This window comes from Curtobacterium sp. VKM Ac-2861 (assembly GCF_013204965.1).
Lineage (GTDB): Bacteria > Actinomycetota > Actinomycetes > Actinomycetales > Microbacteriaceae > Curtobacterium.
This window is the reverse complement of sequence record NZ_JABMLA010000007.1, coordinates 1-14857: the sequence shown is the minus strand read 5'-3', so window position 1 is coordinate 14857 and position 14857 is coordinate 1. Positions and strand designations below refer to the sequence as shown.

The window sequence follows — 14857 nt, the reverse complement described above, 5'->3', positions numbered from 1 at the left end:
CGGATGACCTCCTGGTTCCCCAAGGCGTGGCCCGTGGCCATCCCGATCCTGGCGGCCGTCGTGCTCGCGTTCTCGTACGGCCGCTACGGACTCGGCACCGTGGTCGTGGCGATCGTCGCGGTCGTGCTCGCCGCCACCGTGCTCGCGGCGGTGCACCACGCCGAGGTCGTCGCGCACCGGGTCGGGGAACCGTTCGGGTCACTCGTGCTCGCCGTGGCGGTCACGATCATCGAGGTCGCGCTGATCATCTCGCTGTCGAGCTCCGGCGGTGCCCAGGCCGAGACGCTGGCGCGAGACACGGTGTTCTCGGCCGTGATGATCACGATGAACGGGTTGGTCGGCCTCGCGATCCTGATCGGGACGCTCCGGCACAACACCGTGCGCTTCAACCAGGAGGGCGCGAGCGCCGCGACGATGACGGTGGCCGCGCTCGCCGTCCTGACCCTGGTGCTGCCGACGTTCACCACTGGCACCGACGACGCGTCCTTCACCGGCACGCAGCTCGTCTTCGTGGCTGTGGCGTCGATCGTGCTCTACGGGCTGTTCGTCGTGACGCAGACCGTGGCCCACCGCGACTTCTTCCTGCCGGTCAACCGCTCCGGCGGCGTGCTCACGGAGTCCGAGGACGCCCACGCCGCCCGGCCGACCGGACGCGCGACGATGATCTCGCTCGCACTGCTCGTCGTCGCGCTCGTCGCCGTCGTCGGGCTCGCCAAGGTCGAGTCGCCCGCGATCGAGGCCGGCGTGGCCGCGGTCGGGTTCCCGCCGTCGTTCGTCGGTGTCGTGATCGCCCTGCTCATCCTGCTGCCCGAGGGCATCGCGGCGTCGAAGGCTGCCGCCCGCAACCGGATCCAGACGAGCCTGAACCTGGCGATGGGGTCGGCGATGGCGTCGATCGGTCTGACGATCCCCTCCATCGCGGTGGCGTCGCTGTTCATGCCGGGCACGCTGCTGCTCGGCCTCGGGTCGTCGCAGATCGTGCTGCTCGCGCTGACGATCGTCGCCGCGGTGCTCACCGTGCTGCCGGGTCGGGCGACGCGACTGCAGGGCGGGGTGCACCTGGTGATCTTCGCCGCGTTCATCGTGCTGTCCGTCTCGCCGTAGGGGCGCGGCGGCGCGGCGCGGCGCGGCGGCGGCGTAGCTGGTCGGATCGGGCGTACCTGGTCGGAAGTTTCGACCCGGTATGCGGAAACACCAGGCATCGCGGGCGTTCTGGGAAAGAACGGACACAGGGCGCGCAGGCACGGGGACGAGTCGGGAGTACCAGGTCGTTCCGGGCGTACCTGGTCGGATCGGGCGTACCTGGTCGGAAGTTCTGACCCGGTATGCCCGGAAACACCAGGCATCGCGGGCGTTCTGGGAAAGAACGGGCGAGGGGGCGCTCAGCCGCCGGCGAAAGGGGGCATGACGTCGACGACCGCGACCCCGGACAGCGCAGTGGCCCGGTCGCGGGTGGTCACGCCGTCGACCAGGTACGAGCACCGCTCCTGCAGCGCACTCCACCGCGATGGGTCGGTGGCGCTGACCTCGCGCAGCGCCTCGTCGAGCGTGCCGGCCGCGGTGGTCAGCGTGTCCGCGCCGACCGCCGCACGGGCAGCGGCGAAGAACCGGATCGTGGTCACCGCTCAGCCACCGATCGCGCTCATGCCGCGCGTCGGGTGCACGAGCTCGTCGCTGTCGTCGCCGTGGTCGCGCGGCTTCGCCCACATCGCCCGGCGCCACAGCTCGGCAAGGTCGTCGTCGGAGACCCCCGCGCGCATCGGGCCGAGCACGTCGGTCTCCGCGTCGGAGAACAGGCAGCTCCGGACGTTGCCGTCGGCGGTCAACCGGGTGCGGGTGCAGTCGGCGCAGAAGGACTCGGTGATGCTCGCGATGATGCCCACGGTGCCCAGTGACGCACCGGAGTGTGCGTCCTGCACCCGGTACCGCTCGGCCGGGGCGCCGTCACGCGGTGCCTCGTCCGGCGTCAGCACGAACGACGACGCCAGCAACGCCCGGGTCTCGGCAGCGGTCACCATCTCGGTGCGGTCCCAGGCGTGGTCGGGATCGAGCGGCATCTGCTCGATGAACCGCAGCTCGTAGCCGCGGTCGAGGCACCAGCGCAGCAGCTCCGGCGCGGCCTCGTCGTTGATCCCGCGCAGCAGCACCGCGTTGACCTTGATGTCGAGGCCGGCGTCGTGGGCGGCGGACAGCCCGGCGATGACCTTGTCGAGGAACGGGCGGCGGGTCACGGTGGTGAACACGTCCGGGTCGACGGTGTCGAGCGACACGTTCACGCGCCGCAGCCCGGCGTCGTACAGGGCCTGGGCGCGGTGGGCGAGGCCGATGGCGTTCGTGGTGAGCGACAGTTCCGGGGCGTCGGGCAGCGCGGCGCACCGGGCGATCACGTCGACCAGGTCGTGCCGGAGCATCGGCTCGCCGCCGGTGAACCGCACCTTGCGCACGCCGAAGCGCGACGACCCGATCCGGACCAGCCGCTCGATCTCGGCGGCGGTCATCAGGGCGTCGTCGGGGGCGAACGGCAGCCCGGCGGCCGGCATGCAGTAGGTGCAGCGCAGGTTGCACCGTTCGGTCAGGGACACCCGCAGGTCGATCGCACGACGCCCGAAGCGGTCGACGAGCCCGGCGGACGCCGGGTCCACGGTCGTGCCGAGCAGGGTCGCGGGTGCCATGCGGCTCAGCGTACGTGTTCGACGCGCCGGAACGACAGCCGTCCCCACCAGCGCCGCCAGTCCGACCGGCTCGTGCGCAGGAGCGTCACCACCACGATGACGGCCACGGCGACGAGCAGCCACCACCGGTAGGCGTCCGTCGACGGCCACACCCCGCGCAGCGCGATGGCGAGCCCGATCGACAGCCACTCCCACCGCCCCGACAGCACCACGAACGGGATGAGCAGCAGCGAGTACCAGGGGTAGCGCGGGGTCACGGCCAGGAACGTCACGCCGATCATCAGGACCTCGCCGGACCACGGCCGCGACGGGTCGGACAGCCGCCACGCGACGAAGGCGGCGAGCAGCACGGCGAGCCCGACCACCACGGTCGCGGCGTCGCCCCGGAACACCAGCGAGACCAGGGCGAAGCGCGAGCCGTCCTCGTAGCCCTCCTCGCTCAGGTAGCCGGGCAGGTACCCGAGCACGTCGAGCCCCGTCGTCAGCACGTACGGCACGTAGAGCAGCCCGAACACGGCGATCCCGACCGGGATCGCCCACCAGGAACGCCACCGGCCGAGCAACGGCGGGTACACGATCGCAGGGATGAGTTTGGTGGCCGTGGCCGCTCCGAGCGCGATCCCGCCCCAGATCGGTCGGCCGAACGCGACGAGGACGGCACCCGCGGTCGCGAGCGCCGCGCCGAGGGCGTCGACGTGCGAGTTCGTCACGGCCTCCGACGCCACGAGCGGCGACCAGGCCCAGAGCGCCGCCCACCAGGTCGGACGGCCGGTCTTCCGCAGCACCACGACGAGGGCGACGCTCACGACCAGCGAGAGGAGCAGACCCGCCACCTGGAACGGCATGTACTGCGCGGTCGCCGGCACGAACGCACGGACCGCGGCGAACCAGAGCTGCGCCATCGGCGGGTAGATCGTCGTCACGTCCGGCCGGTTGATCGCGGTGCAGTGGCCGTCCGCGCCGTCGCCCAGGCCGCGGAACCGGGGCTTGAGGTCGTCGCACGTGCCGTTCACCTTGTCCGGGAACAGCCAGTCGGGCCGCAGACCGGACAGTGCCGTGGACTGGGGGGTGTGCGCGTACGGTGAGACTCCGGCATGCTGGACGATGCCGTCCCACGCGTACCGCGCCGAGTCGGTGCTCGTGCTCGGTGGGCCGGCCAGCGCCGCGAGACCGACCACCACCGCCCCGACCATGACCACGGCGGTCATCCACCGGGCGGGCACGAACCGCAGCGCGAGCACGGCGATCACGAACACCGTCCAAGCGATCAGCGTCCACGCAACGAATGACGAACGAGTGTCGGATCGGAGGAACCCCAGATGCGTGACGCCGAAGGCGATGACGCCCGCGAGGGCCAGTACCCCGACGACCGCGCCCACGGCGGCGAGGCGGGCACCGGGTCCGACGGCGGAGGACGGTCGGACGGCACGCAGTCGGTCGCTCATGGTCCGTCGAGGCTAGCGGGCGTGCGGCACCTGCTGTTCGAGGCGCGGGCCGCGCTGGCCTCGCCGAACCGGAACGCGCGCTCCGCGGTGGTGCTCGGACGACTGCTCGGCATCGCCTTCGTGGTGTGCTTCGGCACCGGCATCTACAGTCACCTGCTGCAGGAGCCCCTCGGCTGGATGCGGTTCCCGACCCGGCCGACGCAGCTCTACCAGTTCACGCAGGGCCTGCACATCACCACCGGCATCGCGATCATCCCGCTGCTGCTGGCGAAGCTCAACACCGTCATGCCCGCGCTGGTGCAGGTCCCGCCGGTGCGCGGCGTGCTGCACCTGTTCGAGCGGCTGTCGATCGCCGTGCTCGTGTCGGCCTCGATCATCCAGGTCACGACCGGCCTGCTCAACACGTACCAGTGGTACCCGTGGCCGTTCCCGTTCCGCCAGGTCCACAACGCGATGGCGTACGTGATCATCGGGTCGCTCATCATCCACATCGCGTCGAAGCTGCCGGTGATCGCCCGCTACTGGCGGAAGCGCGACTCCTACGACGAGCAGGGCCGGTTCATCGTGGACCCCGCGTCCGGCAGTGAGCTGCTCCCACCCGTCCTGGAGGCCCGCCCGGCGTCCGCCCCGCCGGCTGCGGGTGCCGAGACGACCCAGTCCACGGCCCCCGGCCTGCTCGGCCGCGTGTTCCGCTGGATCGACGGCGTCGACGCGGTCAAGGCTGTCGAGGCGGTCGACGCAGCCCCGGACGAACCGACGGCCGATGCGCCGGAGCCGACCCGGGCCTCCCGGTCGGTCGAGGAGCGCGCGCAGGGCCGACGCCAGCGGATCGCACGACGCGGGTTCTTCGGCGGTGTGACGGCCGCGGTCGTCGGCGTCGTCGCCCTGACGGCGGGGCAGTCCTCGAAGCTCGCCGAACCGTTCAACGTGTTCGGCGCGCGCCAGCGCGGTCTCGGCGCGAACGGCCTGCCGGTCAACCGCACCGCCCGCGCGGCGGGGGTGCTCGCCAGTGCGACTGCCGCGGACTGGACGCTGACCGTCGTCGGACCCGACGTGACCCGGACCTTCGTGCGCGCGGAACTCGTCGCGCTCGGTACCACCGAGGTCGACCTGCCGATCTCGTGCGTCGAGGGGTGGAGCCAGATGGGCAGCTGGAAGGGCGTGCGGATGCGCGACCTGCTCGGTGCCGTGCAGGCCGAGCCCGGATCTCATGTGCGGGTCACGAGCCTGGAACGGCACGGTGGCTACCGGATCATGGACATGGGGCCGGAGTACGCCGAGGACCCGACCACCCTGGTCGCGCTCGAGCTGAACGGTTCGACGCTCGACCTGGACCACGGGTTCCCGGCGCGGATCATCGCTCCGGGGCGACCGGGCGTGCTGCAGACCAAGTGGATCGAGAAGATCGAGGTGCTGCGGTGAAGGCCGCGCGGATCGTGCTCGTCGTGCTCGGCGTGCTGGTGATCGCGTTCGGCGCCTACGTCCTGGTGACGTCGGTCAAGCCGAACCGGATCGGCGGGCTGGCGACCTGGCTGCTCGGCGCGGTGATCCTGCACGACGCGATCCTGTCGCCGTTCGTCGTCGGCGCCGGACTGCTCCTGCGTCGGGCGGGGCGGTCGCTCCGGGCGTGGGTGCTCGTCGTGGTGCAGACGGTGATCGTGCTCGGCAGTGTGCTCGCCCTCGTGGTGCTGCCCGAGATCGCGGCGAAGCGGCACGGGCAGAAGAACCCCACGATCCTGCCGTTCGACTACGGCACGCGGTTGCTGATCGTCGAGGGGGTGCTGCTGCTCGTGGTGGTGGCGGTGCTCGTCGTCGGGGTGGTTCGTGCGCGGCGGACGGCACTGGTTAAAGCGACAACCATTCGGTAGGATGCAGACATGACCGACGAGACCCCGTGGCTCACCCGCGAGCAGCTGCGCGCGTGGATGAAGCTCGTGGCCGTCATGGAACTCCTGCCGGCGGCGCTCGACCAGCAGCTGCAGCGTGACGCGGACCTGACGCACTTCGACTACATGGTCATCGCGATGCTCTCCGAGACCGACGGTCGCACGCTGCGCATGTCGGCCCTCGCCTCGGCGACGAACGCCTCGCTGCCCCGGCTGTCGCACGTGGTGTCCCGGCTCGAGAAGCGCGGGCTCGTGACGCGCTGCCCCTCGACCTCGGACCGCCGTGCGACCGACGTCCGGCTCACCGACGCCGGGTACGCCACGATCGTCGAGGCCGCTCCGGACCACGTCCGCACCGCACGCCACGTCGTGATCGACGCCCTGAGCGACGAGCAGGTCGTCCAGCTCGACGGCATCGCGGCCGCACTGCTCACACGGCTCGACCCCGAGGGGCGGTTCGCTGCCCTGACGTACCCGCGGGACGACGACGACACCGCGATCTGCGAGGCCCGGCTGACCGGTGCCAGCACCGACTGAACGGCGCTGTGCGCCCGCGTCTGCGCCCGCGTCTGCGGGCTCGGTCGTTGCAATAGGCTCGGCCCATGACCGACCCCGCCGCGCCGTCCGACACGTACTCCTACCTCGGACCCGCCGGCACCTTCACCGAGGCGGCCCTCAAGCTCGTCGAGGCCGCGGCCGGCAAGCCCTGGCGGAGCGTCAACAACGTCGGTGAAGCGCTCGACGACGTCATGTCCGGCCGCTCGGTCGGCGCGGTCATCGCGATCGAGAACAGCGTCGACGGCGGCGTCAGCGCGACGCAAGACGCCCTCGCCCGGATCCCCGGCGTGCGGATCGTGGGGGAGTACCTCGTGCCGGTCGACTTCGTGCTCGTCGCGCGCCCCGGCACCGTGCTCGCCGACGTCCGCACCGTGAACGCGCACCCGGTGGCGTACGCGCAGACCCACAACTGGCTCGAGGCGAACCTGCCCGGTCACGGCCACATCCCGGCGTCGTCGAACGTCGCCGCCGCGCTCGCCCTGCTCGAGGCGAACCCCACCGCCGACGCCGCCGTCGCACCGCCCGGCATCACCGACCACCACGACGTCGTCGTGCTCGCGTCGTCGATCGGCGACAACGCCTCGGCCGTCACGCGCTTCGTGCTCGTGTCCAAGACCTTGGCGCTGCCCGAGCCGACCGGTGCCGACAAGACGAGCGTCATCGTCGAGCTGCCCGCCGACCACCCCGGCGCCTTGGTCGACATGCTCGAGCAGTTCGCCACCCGCGGCATCAACATGGGGCTGCTGTCGTCGCGGCCGATCGGCGACGAGCTCGGCCGCTACCGGTTCGTCATCGACCTGGACGGGCACGTGCAGGATGAGCGCGTGGCCGACGCCCTGCTCGGTCTCCGTCGGTTCAGCCCCCGCGTGACGTTCCTCGGGTCGTACCCGCGAGCCGATGGCGCGCAGCCCGAGGTGCCGGCGCGCTACTCGGACGCCGCGTTCGTCGAGGCGCGGGACTGGCTGCGAGCGATCGTGTCCGGCGAGCCCGACGCGGGCTGACGCGCGGCGGTGTGCTCGTCGGTCGGCGCTGTGCTGTCGGCCGGTGCTCTGCTCGTCGGTCGGCGCGTCCGCCGCACGGTGCGGCTCTTGTCGGCCGGTGCGAGGTTCCCCGCTCCGTGCGCCGCTACAACCTCGCACCGAGGACGCAACCGTGCACCAGTCGAACGACCCCGCACGGTGCGTGCTCACACCGGTCCGCACAACCGCGCACGGGCTGAACAAACCCGCACGGTGCGTGATCGCCCGGCCCGCGCAACCGCGCACGGGCCGAACAAACCCGCACGGTGCAGCGCGGCCAGCTCCCGGCTCAGCGCTTGCGGCCGCGCACCCAGCTCGGCCGCGGCTCCACCGTCGGCACCTTGACGGTCAGCGAACCGGGGTCGATCCGGGCGCGGAACGCCGTGATCTCGCCCACCGGGTCGCCGTCGATCTCGAACTCGTCGGGCTTCTCGAGCCGCAGCGTGAACTCCTCGCCGCGCATGTAGCGCAGCGGACGCTCCTGCTTCGCCGCCGTGGTGATGCGTCGACCGATCAGCGTCTCGGACAGCGCCGAACGCCGGAACCAGCGCAGGATCCCGTTCTCCCAGAACACGCGGGCACCGATCCGCACCCAGCCGAAGAAGCCGCGGGGGCGCATCACGACGATGTCGAACACGCCGTCGTCGATCTCGGCGTCGGGCAACAGCATCGCGTTCGCCTGCAGCATGCCGCAGTTGCCGACGATGACCGAGTGCGCGCGCACCGAACCGTTGCGGGCCGACTCGTCGAGCCGGTACTTGAACTCGAAGCCGTCGGTGTCCCGCACGGAGCGGAGCAGCGAGTCGAGGTACGCGAGCCACCCGACGCGCTTCTTCAGCTCGGGGCGGGTGTTCGCGATCATCCGGGCGTCGAGTCCGAGGCCCGCCATCACGACGAAGCCGAACTGCTCGCGGGCGCCGTCCGGCCGCTCGATGCCGATCAGGCCGAAGTCGATCGCCCGCTCGTGGCCGGAGAAGATCGTGTGCGCGCTGCTCGCCAGGTCGTCGAGGGGGAGCTTCATGTTGCGGGCGAGCAGGTTGCCCGTCCCGCTCGGCAGCAGTGCGAGCGAGGCACCGGAGCCGTGCACGACCTCGGCGACCGCGCGCACGGTGCCGTCGCCACCCGCGGCGGCGACGACGTCGGCCCCCGCGTCGAGCGCTGCGCGGGCCATGCCCCCGCCCGGGTCTTCCTCGGTGGTCTCGAACCAGAGCGTCTCGGCCCAGCCGGCTTCCTGCTGGTGCTGTTCCACGGTGGCCTTGAGGGTCGGCAGGTGGACCTTGACCGGGTTGTAGACCACGGCAGCCGTCCGGTGCTCGGTGGGGAGGGCGTCCTGGTCCGCGGGCGCGGTCTCCGAAGGGGTCGACATGGGATCAACGGTACCGATCGGACGCTGCGAGCGGCGGGTTCCTCCCCATGCCGCCGCCTCTAGGATGGAGCGGTGATCGATCCCCAGCTGCTTCGCGACAACCCGGACGTCATCAAGGCCTCGCAGGAGTCCCGCCGCGCATCCGTCGCCGTGGTCGACGAGGCCGTCGCTGCCGACGCCGCCCGACGCAGCGCGATCACCGCGTTCGAGTCGCTCCGCGCCGAGCAGAACGCCTTCGGCAAGACCGTCGCCAAGGCCCCGAAGGACGAGAAGGTCGCGCTCGTGCAGCAGGCCCAGGCGCTCTCGGCCCAGGTGAAGGAAGCCCAGGCGGCCGTCACCGCGGCCGAGGAGACCTTCAACTCCGTCGTGCGCGCCATCCCGAACGTCGTGCTGCCCGGCGTCCCCGCCGGTGGCGAAGAGGACTTCGTCACCCTCCGCACCGTCGGCACGAAGCCCGAGTTCGACTTCGAGCCGAAGGACCACGCCGACCTCGGCGAGCACCTCGGCATCATCGACATCCCGAGGGGCGTGAAGGTCTCCGGCTCGCGCTTCTACTTCCTGCGCGGCCTCGGCGCCCGGCTCGAGATCGCGCTCATGTCGCTCGGCCTCGACCGCGCCATCGCCGCCGGGTTCGAACCGCTCATCACCCCGACGCTCGTCCGCCCCGAGACGATGGCGGGCACCGGCTTCCTCGGCGAGCACGCGGCCGAGGTCTACCGGCTCGAGGCCGACGACCTGTACCTGACGGGCACGAGCGAGGTCGCACTCGCCGGCTTCCACGCCGACGAGATCCTCGACATCGAGAAGACCGCGCACCGCTACGCCGGCTGGTCGACCTGCTACCGGCGCGAGGCCGGCTCGGCGGGCAAGGACAACCGCGGCATCCTGCGCGTGCACCAGTTCAACAAGCTCGAGATGTTCGCCTACGTCCACCCGGACCAGGCCGAGGCCGAGCACGAGAAGCTGGTGTCGTACCAGGAGCAGATGCTGCAGGACCTCGGACTGCACTACCGCGTGATCGACGTCGCCGCGGGTGACCTCGGCACGAGCGCGGCGAAGAAGTACGACATCGAGGCCTGGGTCCCGACGCAGGGCACGTTCCGCGAGCTCACCTCGACGTCGAACTGCACGACGTTCCAGGCCCGTCGCCTCGACATCCGGTACCGCACCGAGAGCGGCAAGACGACCCCGGTCGCCACCCTGAACGGCACCCTCGCGACCACCCGTTGGATCGTCGCGATCCTCGAGACCCACCAGCAGGCCGACGGCTCCGTCGTCGTGCCCGAGGTGCTGCGCCCCTACCTCGGTGGCGTCGAGGTCATCGAGCCCCGATGAGCACGCAGGGGCGGTTCGTGGACGGCGCGGCGCAGGGCGCGGGCGCCGGTGCTCCCGCCCGCACGAAGCGGTGGCTGGTGGCGCTCGACATCGACGGCACCACGATGCGCGAGGACGGCGTCATCACGGAGGCCGTGGTCGCCGCCGTGCGCGATGCCGAGGCCGCTGGGCACGAGGTCATGCTCTCCACGGGCCGCAGCGAGGGCATGACGGTGCCGCTGCTCGAGACCCTCGGCATCGAGCCGAAGTACCTCGTCTGCGCCAACGGTGCGCTGACCCTGGCCCGCCGTCCGGACGGGTCCTACGAGCGTGTCCACGTCGAGCACTTCGACCCGAGCGACGTGCTGCAGACCATCCGTGGTGCTCTGGAGAACGCGGCCTTCGGCGTCGAGGACGAGACCGGCCACTTCCGGTTGTCCGAGAACTTCCCCGCCGACACCATGACGAACGCCGGCGAGCTGGTGCCGTTCGAGCAGCTGCTCACGGTCGAGGCCACCCGCGTCGTCGTGATCTCGCCGGAGCACGGGCTCGAGGAGTTCCTGCAGATCGTCGAGGACATGGGCCTGCACAAGGTCTCGTACACGGTCGGGTGGACCGCGTGGCTCGACATCGCACCAGAGGGGGTGACGAAGGCCACCGCGATGGAACGCGTGCGCGAGTGGCTCGACATCCCGCGCTCCCGCGTCTTCGCCGCGGGGGACGGCCGCAACGACATCGACATGCTGCGGTGGGCCTCGACCTCCGGTCGTGGCGTCGTGATGGGCCAGGCGCCCGACGACGTCGTGGACGCCGGCAACGAACTCACCGGTGGCGTGTCCGACGACGGCCTGGCAGCGGCGCTCGACTCCCTGCCGCGCTGACCCCGGCATGCGCTGACGCGCACGGCGGACGGGAGGCCCGTTAGACTTCCCGGGACGCGGTCACGTCTCGCCACGTGGTCGCGTCACTGGAGGGTTGTCCGAGCGGCCGATGGAGCCTGTCTTGAAAACAGGTGGGCAGAGATGTCTCGTGGGTTCGAATCCCACACCCTCCGCCATGGACACCCGGTTGCGCCTGCTCCGCGTCGACGACGCGGCGACGCTCGCCGCCGTCACCACCGCGAGCGCCGAGCACCTGCGCCCGTGGGAGCCGTCCCGGGCGCCGGCGTACTTCACCGAGCAGGGCCAGCACGACGTCATCGTGCAGTCGCTCGCTGCAGAGCGCGCGGGCACCGCGGTCCCGTTCGTGATCGAGTCGACGGACGGTGAGCTCCTCGGGCGCATCACGCTGAGCGGCATCACCCGCGGCGCCCTACAGTCGTGCGCGATGGGGTACTGGATCCGCGCCGACCGACTCCGCCAGGGCCACGCCTCCCGCGCCGTCGCCGCTGCCGCCGGCCACGCGTTCGACGTCCTCCGACTCCACCGGGTGCAGGCCGAGACGCTGCCGGAGAACGTGGGGTCGCAGCGTGCCCTCGAGTCCGCGGGGTTCGAGCGCTACGGGTTCGCGCCGGAGTACATCACGATCAACGGAGCCTGGCGCGACCACGTCATGTTCCAGCTCCTCGCACCCCCTCCTGCCACACGGCGCACTCGATGATCGAGGTCGTCGAGTACCAGCCATCCTGGCCCGAGCGGTTCGCGGTGTTGCGGGACGCCTACGCCGCAGCGCTCGACGCCGCCGGCGCTCGGTACCGGAGCATCGAGCACGTCGGCAGCACCTCGGTACCCGGCCTCGCGGCGAAGCCCGTCATCGACGTCGACATCGTGGTCGATGCCGGCGACGTCGCGGCGGCGGTCGCAGCGCTGACCACGATCGGGTTCGAGCCACGCGGAGACCTCGGTGTTCCCGACCGGCAGGCCTTCCGGACGCCCGAGCACTTCGCCCCGAGCAACACCTACGTCGCCACCGCCGGATCGCTCTCGCTCCGGAACCACCTCGCCGTCCGCGATGTGCTGCGCGCCGACCCGGGGCTGCGCGACGAGTACGCCGCCGTGAAGCGCCGGGCGGCTGCCGAGGCTGAGGACATCGACGACTACATCGAGCGCAAGAGCGGCGTGCTCGGTCGTGTCCTGGCTGCGGCGGGGATCTCGGTCGAGGAGCGCGCCGCGATCACCGAAGTGAACCGCGACATCACCGGCCGAGGCGCCCGCGGTTGAGTTCGCTCACTCCGCCGTGTGCGTTCGTCGTCTCCAAGCGTCAGCCCGACGGAGCGCCTCCTCGGCGATCAGCTGGACCTCGGCTGGGTCGTCCGGAAGCGTCATGCTGTGCTCGCCGTACGCTTCGCGCGCGATCGCCACGAGTTCGTCGGCGGTCCTCACGTCGAGGTCGATGATCAGACGGTTGAGGTCCGTCCGGTCCTTCGGGCGGGACGCTGCGAGCTTCATCGCCAAGAGCCGTCGTTTCGAGGCCACGACGACCGGGCGACCGTTGATGGTGGTGTGCAGCGCTTCGGTGTCGTCATTCGGCGAGAACTCCATGAACGAGAACGCGCGGGAGTTGATCCACTCGGGGTCGAGTCGGTGTTCGGCCGCCATGGCTCGCGCTTCGACGAGCACCTCGTCCATCGGTTGGAACAGTCCGTCGATGTCGGGGGTCACCTCGTCGCGGCCGAGTTGCACAGCGACAGCGGCGCCTCCGACGATGTAGGTCTCGACCTCGACGCCGCGGCCAGCCAGGCGCTCCAACAGCTCACCGAGGAGGTCGACGACCTCAGCGCCACTGAGGAGACGGTAATCCTCGGTCATGCGGCCTCGAGGTCGCCTTCGCGAAGCAAGATGTTCTTCCGCAGGAAGAGATCGGGCGTCCGTTCCTTGATGAACGAACGCCACTCGAGCGAAGCCTCGGCATCCCCGTCCCAGAGCCATTCGCGATCGAGCGGACGGAGCTCGAGCATCCACGTCGGCGGCTGGGTCCCGTGCCGGAGGAGCGCGTACGCGTACGCCGTGGTCAGGAGCGCGTCGTAGTGCTCATCGCCGACCGACGGAGCGCGCTCCGTCACACCCGGATCTACCGGTGTGTCGGGAGCGGCGTGCAGAATGCGGCTGACTGCATCGGTCAGAGCCCGGTCGGCGGCGGCGACGTGGCCGATCCGGAGCGCGTCGCGGATCAGCTCCGCTGCCCTCGACAGCGGGATCAACAGTGCGTTCCCGGCCATGGTCGAATCCTACGGGTCCGTCCGGTCGCGCCCGCACTCGATCTTGCGGGCGGTTCCGGTTCGTGAACCGCGGAGGTCCTGAACCGGAGCCGCCGAACCGGTCAAGCGGTCGCGAGCGCCGGGTACAGTGCCGCCAGCGGCGCACTGAGTCCGGCACGGACGTCACGGCTGACCTGGTCCGCCAGCACCTCGTGCTCACCGGCCTCGACGGCGTCCCAGATGAGCCGGACGATGTCGGCCGGGTCGGACTTTTCGACGTCGAGCCCCGCGGTCATGCCGGTGTCCGTGTAACCGAGGTGTGCGCCGACGACCTGGGTGCCCTGGGGTGCGAGCTCGAGGCGGAGCGAGTTCGTGATCGACCAGAACGCTGCCTTCGACGCCGAGTACGCGCCGGCGAGGGCGACCCAGCTCAGGGCCGAGTGCACGTCGATCAGTGCGCCGCCGCCGATCGAGGGGGCGAAGGCCTTGGCGACACGGAGCGCGCCGAAGACGTTCGTCGCGAAGATGCGCTCGACCTCTGCGACCGAGGTGTCGACGAGCGGGTCGGCGCCGGCGATCCCGGCGTTGTTCACGACGATCGTGGTGTCCGCGGCGGCACGGGCTGCGGCGTCGACGCCCTCCTGGCTGGTGACGTCGAGGGCGAGCGGCACGATGCGCTCGTCGTCCCAGGTGCGCGGGGTGCGGGCGGTCGCGTAGACCTTGGCGGCGCCGCGGTCCAGGGCCTGCTGGACGAACTCGGCGCCGAGGCCGCCGTTCGCTCCGGTGACGAGGACGATGGCGTTGGTGAGGTCGGTCATGAGGGGCTCCAGACGAGAGAAGTTGAGTACGAAAACCGAACCTAGCACGTTGTGTCCGGAAATCGAACTCAGCTAGGATGAAGGCATGCTCGGCATCCTCGGCGGCGACGAGCGCTGCCCCATCGCACGGTCCCTCGACGTCCTCGGCGAGAAGTGGACGCTCATGATCGTGCGTGACGCCCTCGCCGGTTCCACGCGCTTCGGTCAGTTCCAGCAGAGCCTCGGCGTCCCGCGCGAAGTCCTGACCGCACGACTGGCCTCCCTCGTCGACGGGGGAGTGCTCGAGCGCACGACCTACAAGGCGGAGGGTGCCCGGGCGCGCGAGGAGTACGTGCTCACCGACGCCGGCCGCGATCTCTCGCTGGTGCTCCTGGCACTCGGCGGCTGGGCGGATCGGTACCGCCCCACGGAGCTGACGTCGGACCTGCGCTTCGTCGACACCGATTCCGGCGAGCCGGTCGAAGCGGTCGCGGTGGCGCAGGAGTCCCAGCAGCGTGTGCCGCTCCAGCGGCTCACCGCCGTCATGGACCCGGCCACCTGACGGACGGGAGGCCCGTGGCGGCCCCTGAACTGGTCCCGGTTTGTTGGACCGTGAAGTCAGATTAGGCCGCGAGGGCGTGAGCTCGGTATTGAACCGGGCTCA

At 71.0% G+C, this 14857-nt stretch carries 17 protein-coding genes and 1 tRNA gene; 11 read left to right on the top strand and 7 right to left on the bottom strand.

Annotation, left to right across the window (positions count from 1 at the left end; all coding sequences use genetic code 11):
- The first annotated feature begins 3 nt into the window (after positions 1 to 3).
- Positions 4 to 1104 carry a calcium:proton antiporter gene (locus HQQ88_RS16400; RefSeq protein WP_123938380.1) on the top strand — a complete coding sequence of 367 codons (1101 nt, stop codon included), beginning with the start codon at positions 4 to 6 and terminating at the stop codon, positions 1102 to 1104.
- Positions 1105 to 1382: 278 nt separating this feature from the next.
- On the opposite strand, the gene HQQ88_RS16395 is transcribed toward HQQ88_RS16400, so the two are convergent.
- Genes HQQ88_RS16395 through HQQ88_RS16385 form a run of 3 tightly spaced genes read right to left on the bottom strand, consistent with a single transcriptional unit; the run spans position 1383 to position 4117 of the window.
- Positions 1383 to 1622, bottom strand: a complete 240-nt coding sequence (locus tag HQQ88_RS16395; protein WP_173170332.1) for a MoaD/ThiS family protein — start codon at positions 1620 to 1622, stop codon at positions 1383 to 1385.
- 3 nt (positions 1623 to 1625) lie between these two features.
- Complete coding sequence (gene moaA / locus HQQ88_RS16390; RefSeq protein ID WP_134194601.1) at positions 1626 to 2672, bottom strand: GTP 3',8-cyclase MoaA; 1047 nt, start codon at positions 2670 to 2672, stop codon at positions 1626 to 1628.
- Between the two features lie 5 nt (positions 2673 to 2677).
- Positions 2678 to 4117, bottom strand: a complete 1440-nt coding sequence (locus tag HQQ88_RS16385; protein WP_173170330.1) for a glycosyltransferase family 87 protein — start codon at positions 4115 to 4117, stop codon at positions 2678 to 2680.
- 21 nt (positions 4118 to 4138) lie between these two features.
- Here HQQ88_RS16385 and HQQ88_RS16380 point away from each other — a divergent pair, with 21 nt between their 5' ends.
- From HQQ88_RS16380 to pheA, 4 genes are all read left to right on the top strand, one after another.
- Positions 4139 to 5539: a molybdopterin-dependent oxidoreductase gene (locus tag HQQ88_RS16380; RefSeq protein WP_173170328.1), complete on the top strand. Its 1401-nt coding sequence runs from the start codon at positions 4139 to 4141 to the stop codon at positions 5537 to 5539.
- A complete protein-coding gene (locus HQQ88_RS16375) occupies positions 5536 to 5985 on the top strand; it encodes a hypothetical protein (RefSeq protein ID WP_123291837.1) in 450 nt (149 codons plus the stop codon). The genes HQQ88_RS16380 and HQQ88_RS16375 overlap by 4 nt, the downstream gene beginning before the upstream one ends.
- Positions 5986 to 5994: 9 nt before the next feature.
- Positions 5995 to 6540 (top strand): MarR family winged helix-turn-helix transcriptional regulator, encoded by a 546-nt coding sequence (locus tag HQQ88_RS16370; RefSeq protein ID WP_123291838.1) that lies wholly within the window; start codon positions 5995 to 5997, stop codon positions 6538 to 6540.
- A 65-nt stretch (positions 6541 to 6605) separates the two neighbouring features.
- A complete protein-coding gene (gene pheA, locus HQQ88_RS16365) occupies positions 6606 to 7562 on the top strand; it encodes a prephenate dehydratase (RefSeq protein ID WP_123338582.1) in 957 nt (318 codons plus the stop codon).
- Positions 7563 to 7869: 307 nt separating this feature from the next.
- Here pheA and HQQ88_RS16360 read toward each other — a convergent pair whose 3' ends face one another.
- Positions 7870 to 8946 carry a diacylglycerol kinase family protein gene (locus tag HQQ88_RS16360; protein ID WP_159573183.1) on the bottom strand — a complete coding sequence of 359 codons (1077 nt, stop codon included), beginning with the start codon at positions 8944 to 8946 and terminating at the stop codon, positions 7870 to 7872.
- Positions 8947 to 9018: 72 nt separating this feature from the next.
- Here HQQ88_RS16360 and serS point away from each other — a divergent pair, with 72 nt between their 5' ends.
- The 5 genes from serS to HQQ88_RS16335 all read left to right on the top strand — a co-directional run bounded on the left by serS (position 9019) and on the right by HQQ88_RS16335 (position 12419).
- The gene (gene serS, locus HQQ88_RS16355) at positions 9019 to 10281 is read left to right on the top strand and encodes a serine--tRNA ligase (protein WP_173170326.1); all 1263 of its coding nucleotides are present in this window, start codon (positions 9019 to 9021) and stop codon (positions 10279 to 10281) included.
- Positions 10278 to 11141 (top strand): HAD-IIB family hydrolase, encoded by an 864-nt coding sequence (locus HQQ88_RS16350; protein WP_123291842.1) that lies wholly within the window; start codon positions 10278 to 10280, stop codon positions 11139 to 11141. The genes serS and HQQ88_RS16350 overlap by 4 nt, the downstream gene beginning before the upstream one ends.
- Before the next feature lie 88 nt (positions 11142 to 11229).
- Positions 11230 to 11317, top strand: a tRNA-Ser gene (locus tag HQQ88_RS16345).
- Positions 11317 to 11859 (top strand): GNAT family N-acetyltransferase, encoded by a 543-nt coding sequence (locus HQQ88_RS16340; protein ID WP_173170324.1) that lies wholly within the window; start codon positions 11317 to 11319, stop codon positions 11857 to 11859. The genes HQQ88_RS16345 and HQQ88_RS16340 overlap by 1 nt, the downstream gene beginning before the upstream one ends.
- Positions 11856 to 12419, top strand: coding sequence for a GrpB family protein (locus HQQ88_RS16335; protein WP_173170322.1), 564 nt, complete (start codon positions 11856 to 11858; stop codon positions 12417 to 12419). Before HQQ88_RS16340 ends, HQQ88_RS16335 begins: the two co-directional genes overlap by 4 nt.
- A gap of 6 nt (positions 12420 to 12425) precedes the next feature.
- Here HQQ88_RS16335 and HQQ88_RS16330 read toward each other — a convergent pair whose 3' ends face one another.
- From HQQ88_RS16330 to HQQ88_RS16320, 3 genes are all read right to left on the bottom strand, one after another.
- Positions 12426 to 13007 carry a DUF6036 family nucleotidyltransferase gene (locus HQQ88_RS16330; protein WP_173170320.1) on the bottom strand — a complete coding sequence of 194 codons (582 nt, stop codon included), beginning with the start codon at positions 13005 to 13007 and terminating at the stop codon, positions 12426 to 12428.
- On the bottom strand, positions 13004 to 13417 hold the full coding sequence (locus HQQ88_RS16325; protein WP_173170318.1) for a hypothetical protein: 414 nt from the start codon (positions 13415 to 13417) through the stop codon (positions 13004 to 13006). Before HQQ88_RS16325 ends, HQQ88_RS16330 begins: the two co-directional genes overlap by 4 nt.
- Positions 13418 to 13518: 101 nt before the next feature.
- Positions 13519 to 14214 (bottom strand): SDR family oxidoreductase, encoded by a 696-nt coding sequence (locus tag HQQ88_RS16320; RefSeq protein ID WP_173170316.1) that lies wholly within the window; start codon positions 14212 to 14214, stop codon positions 13519 to 13521.
- Positions 14215 to 14299: 85 nt separating this feature from the next.
- Between HQQ88_RS16320 and HQQ88_RS16315 the strand changes: the two genes are divergently transcribed.
- The gene (locus tag HQQ88_RS16315) at positions 14300 to 14755 is read left to right on the top strand and encodes a helix-turn-helix domain-containing protein (RefSeq protein WP_173170315.1); all 456 of its coding nucleotides are present in this window, start codon (positions 14300 to 14302) and stop codon (positions 14753 to 14755) included.
- The last annotated feature ends 102 nt before the right edge of the window (positions 14756 to 14857 follow it).

Bases quoted from the DNA above. Each gene is read 5' to 3' on its own strand.
- HQQ88_RS16400 (WP_123938380.1), top strand. From the start codon at position 4: ATGACCTCCTGGTTCCCCAAGGCGTGGCCCGTGGCCATCCCGATCCTG.
- moaA (WP_134194601.1), bottom strand. From the start codon at position 2,672: ATGGCACCCGCGACCCTGCTCGGCACGACCGTGGACCCGGCGTCCGCC.
- HQQ88_RS16385 (WP_173170330.1), bottom strand. From the start codon at position 4,117: ATGAGCGACCGACTGCGTGCCGTCCGACCGTCCTCCGCCGTCGGACCC.
- HQQ88_RS16370 (WP_123291838.1), top strand. From the start codon at position 5,995: ATGACCGACGAGACCCCGTGGCTCACCCGCGAGCAGCTGCGCGCGTGG.
- pheA (WP_123338582.1), top strand. From the start codon at position 6,606: ATGACCGACCCCGCCGCGCCGTCCGACACGTACTCCTACCTCGGACCC.
- HQQ88_RS16360 (WP_159573183.1), bottom strand. From the start codon at position 8,946: ATGTCGACCCCTTCGGAGACCGCGCCCGCGGACCAGGACGCCCTCCCC.
- HQQ88_RS16350 (WP_123291842.1), top strand. From the start codon at position 10,278: ATGAGCACGCAGGGGCGGTTCGTGGACGGCGCGGCGCAGGGCGCGGGC.
- HQQ88_RS16340 (WP_173170324.1), top strand. From the start codon at position 11,317: ATGGACACCCGGTTGCGCCTGCTCCGCGTCGACGACGCGGCGACGCTC.
- HQQ88_RS16335 (WP_173170322.1), top strand. From the start codon at position 11,856: ATGATCGAGGTCGTCGAGTACCAGCCATCCTGGCCCGAGCGGTTCGCG.
- HQQ88_RS16330 (WP_173170320.1), bottom strand. From the start codon at position 13,007: ATGACCGAGGATTACCGTCTCCTCAGTGGCGCTGAGGTCGTCGACCTC.
- HQQ88_RS16325 (WP_173170318.1), bottom strand. From the start codon at position 13,417: ATGGCCGGGAACGCACTGTTGATCCCGCTGTCGAGGGCAGCGGAGCTG.
- HQQ88_RS16320 (WP_173170316.1), bottom strand. From the start codon at position 14,214: ATGACCGACCTCACCAACGCCATCGTCCTCGTCACCGGAGCGAACGGC.
- HQQ88_RS16315 (WP_173170315.1), top strand. From the start codon at position 14,300: ATGCTCGGCATCCTCGGCGGCGACGAGCGCTGCCCCATCGCACGGTCC.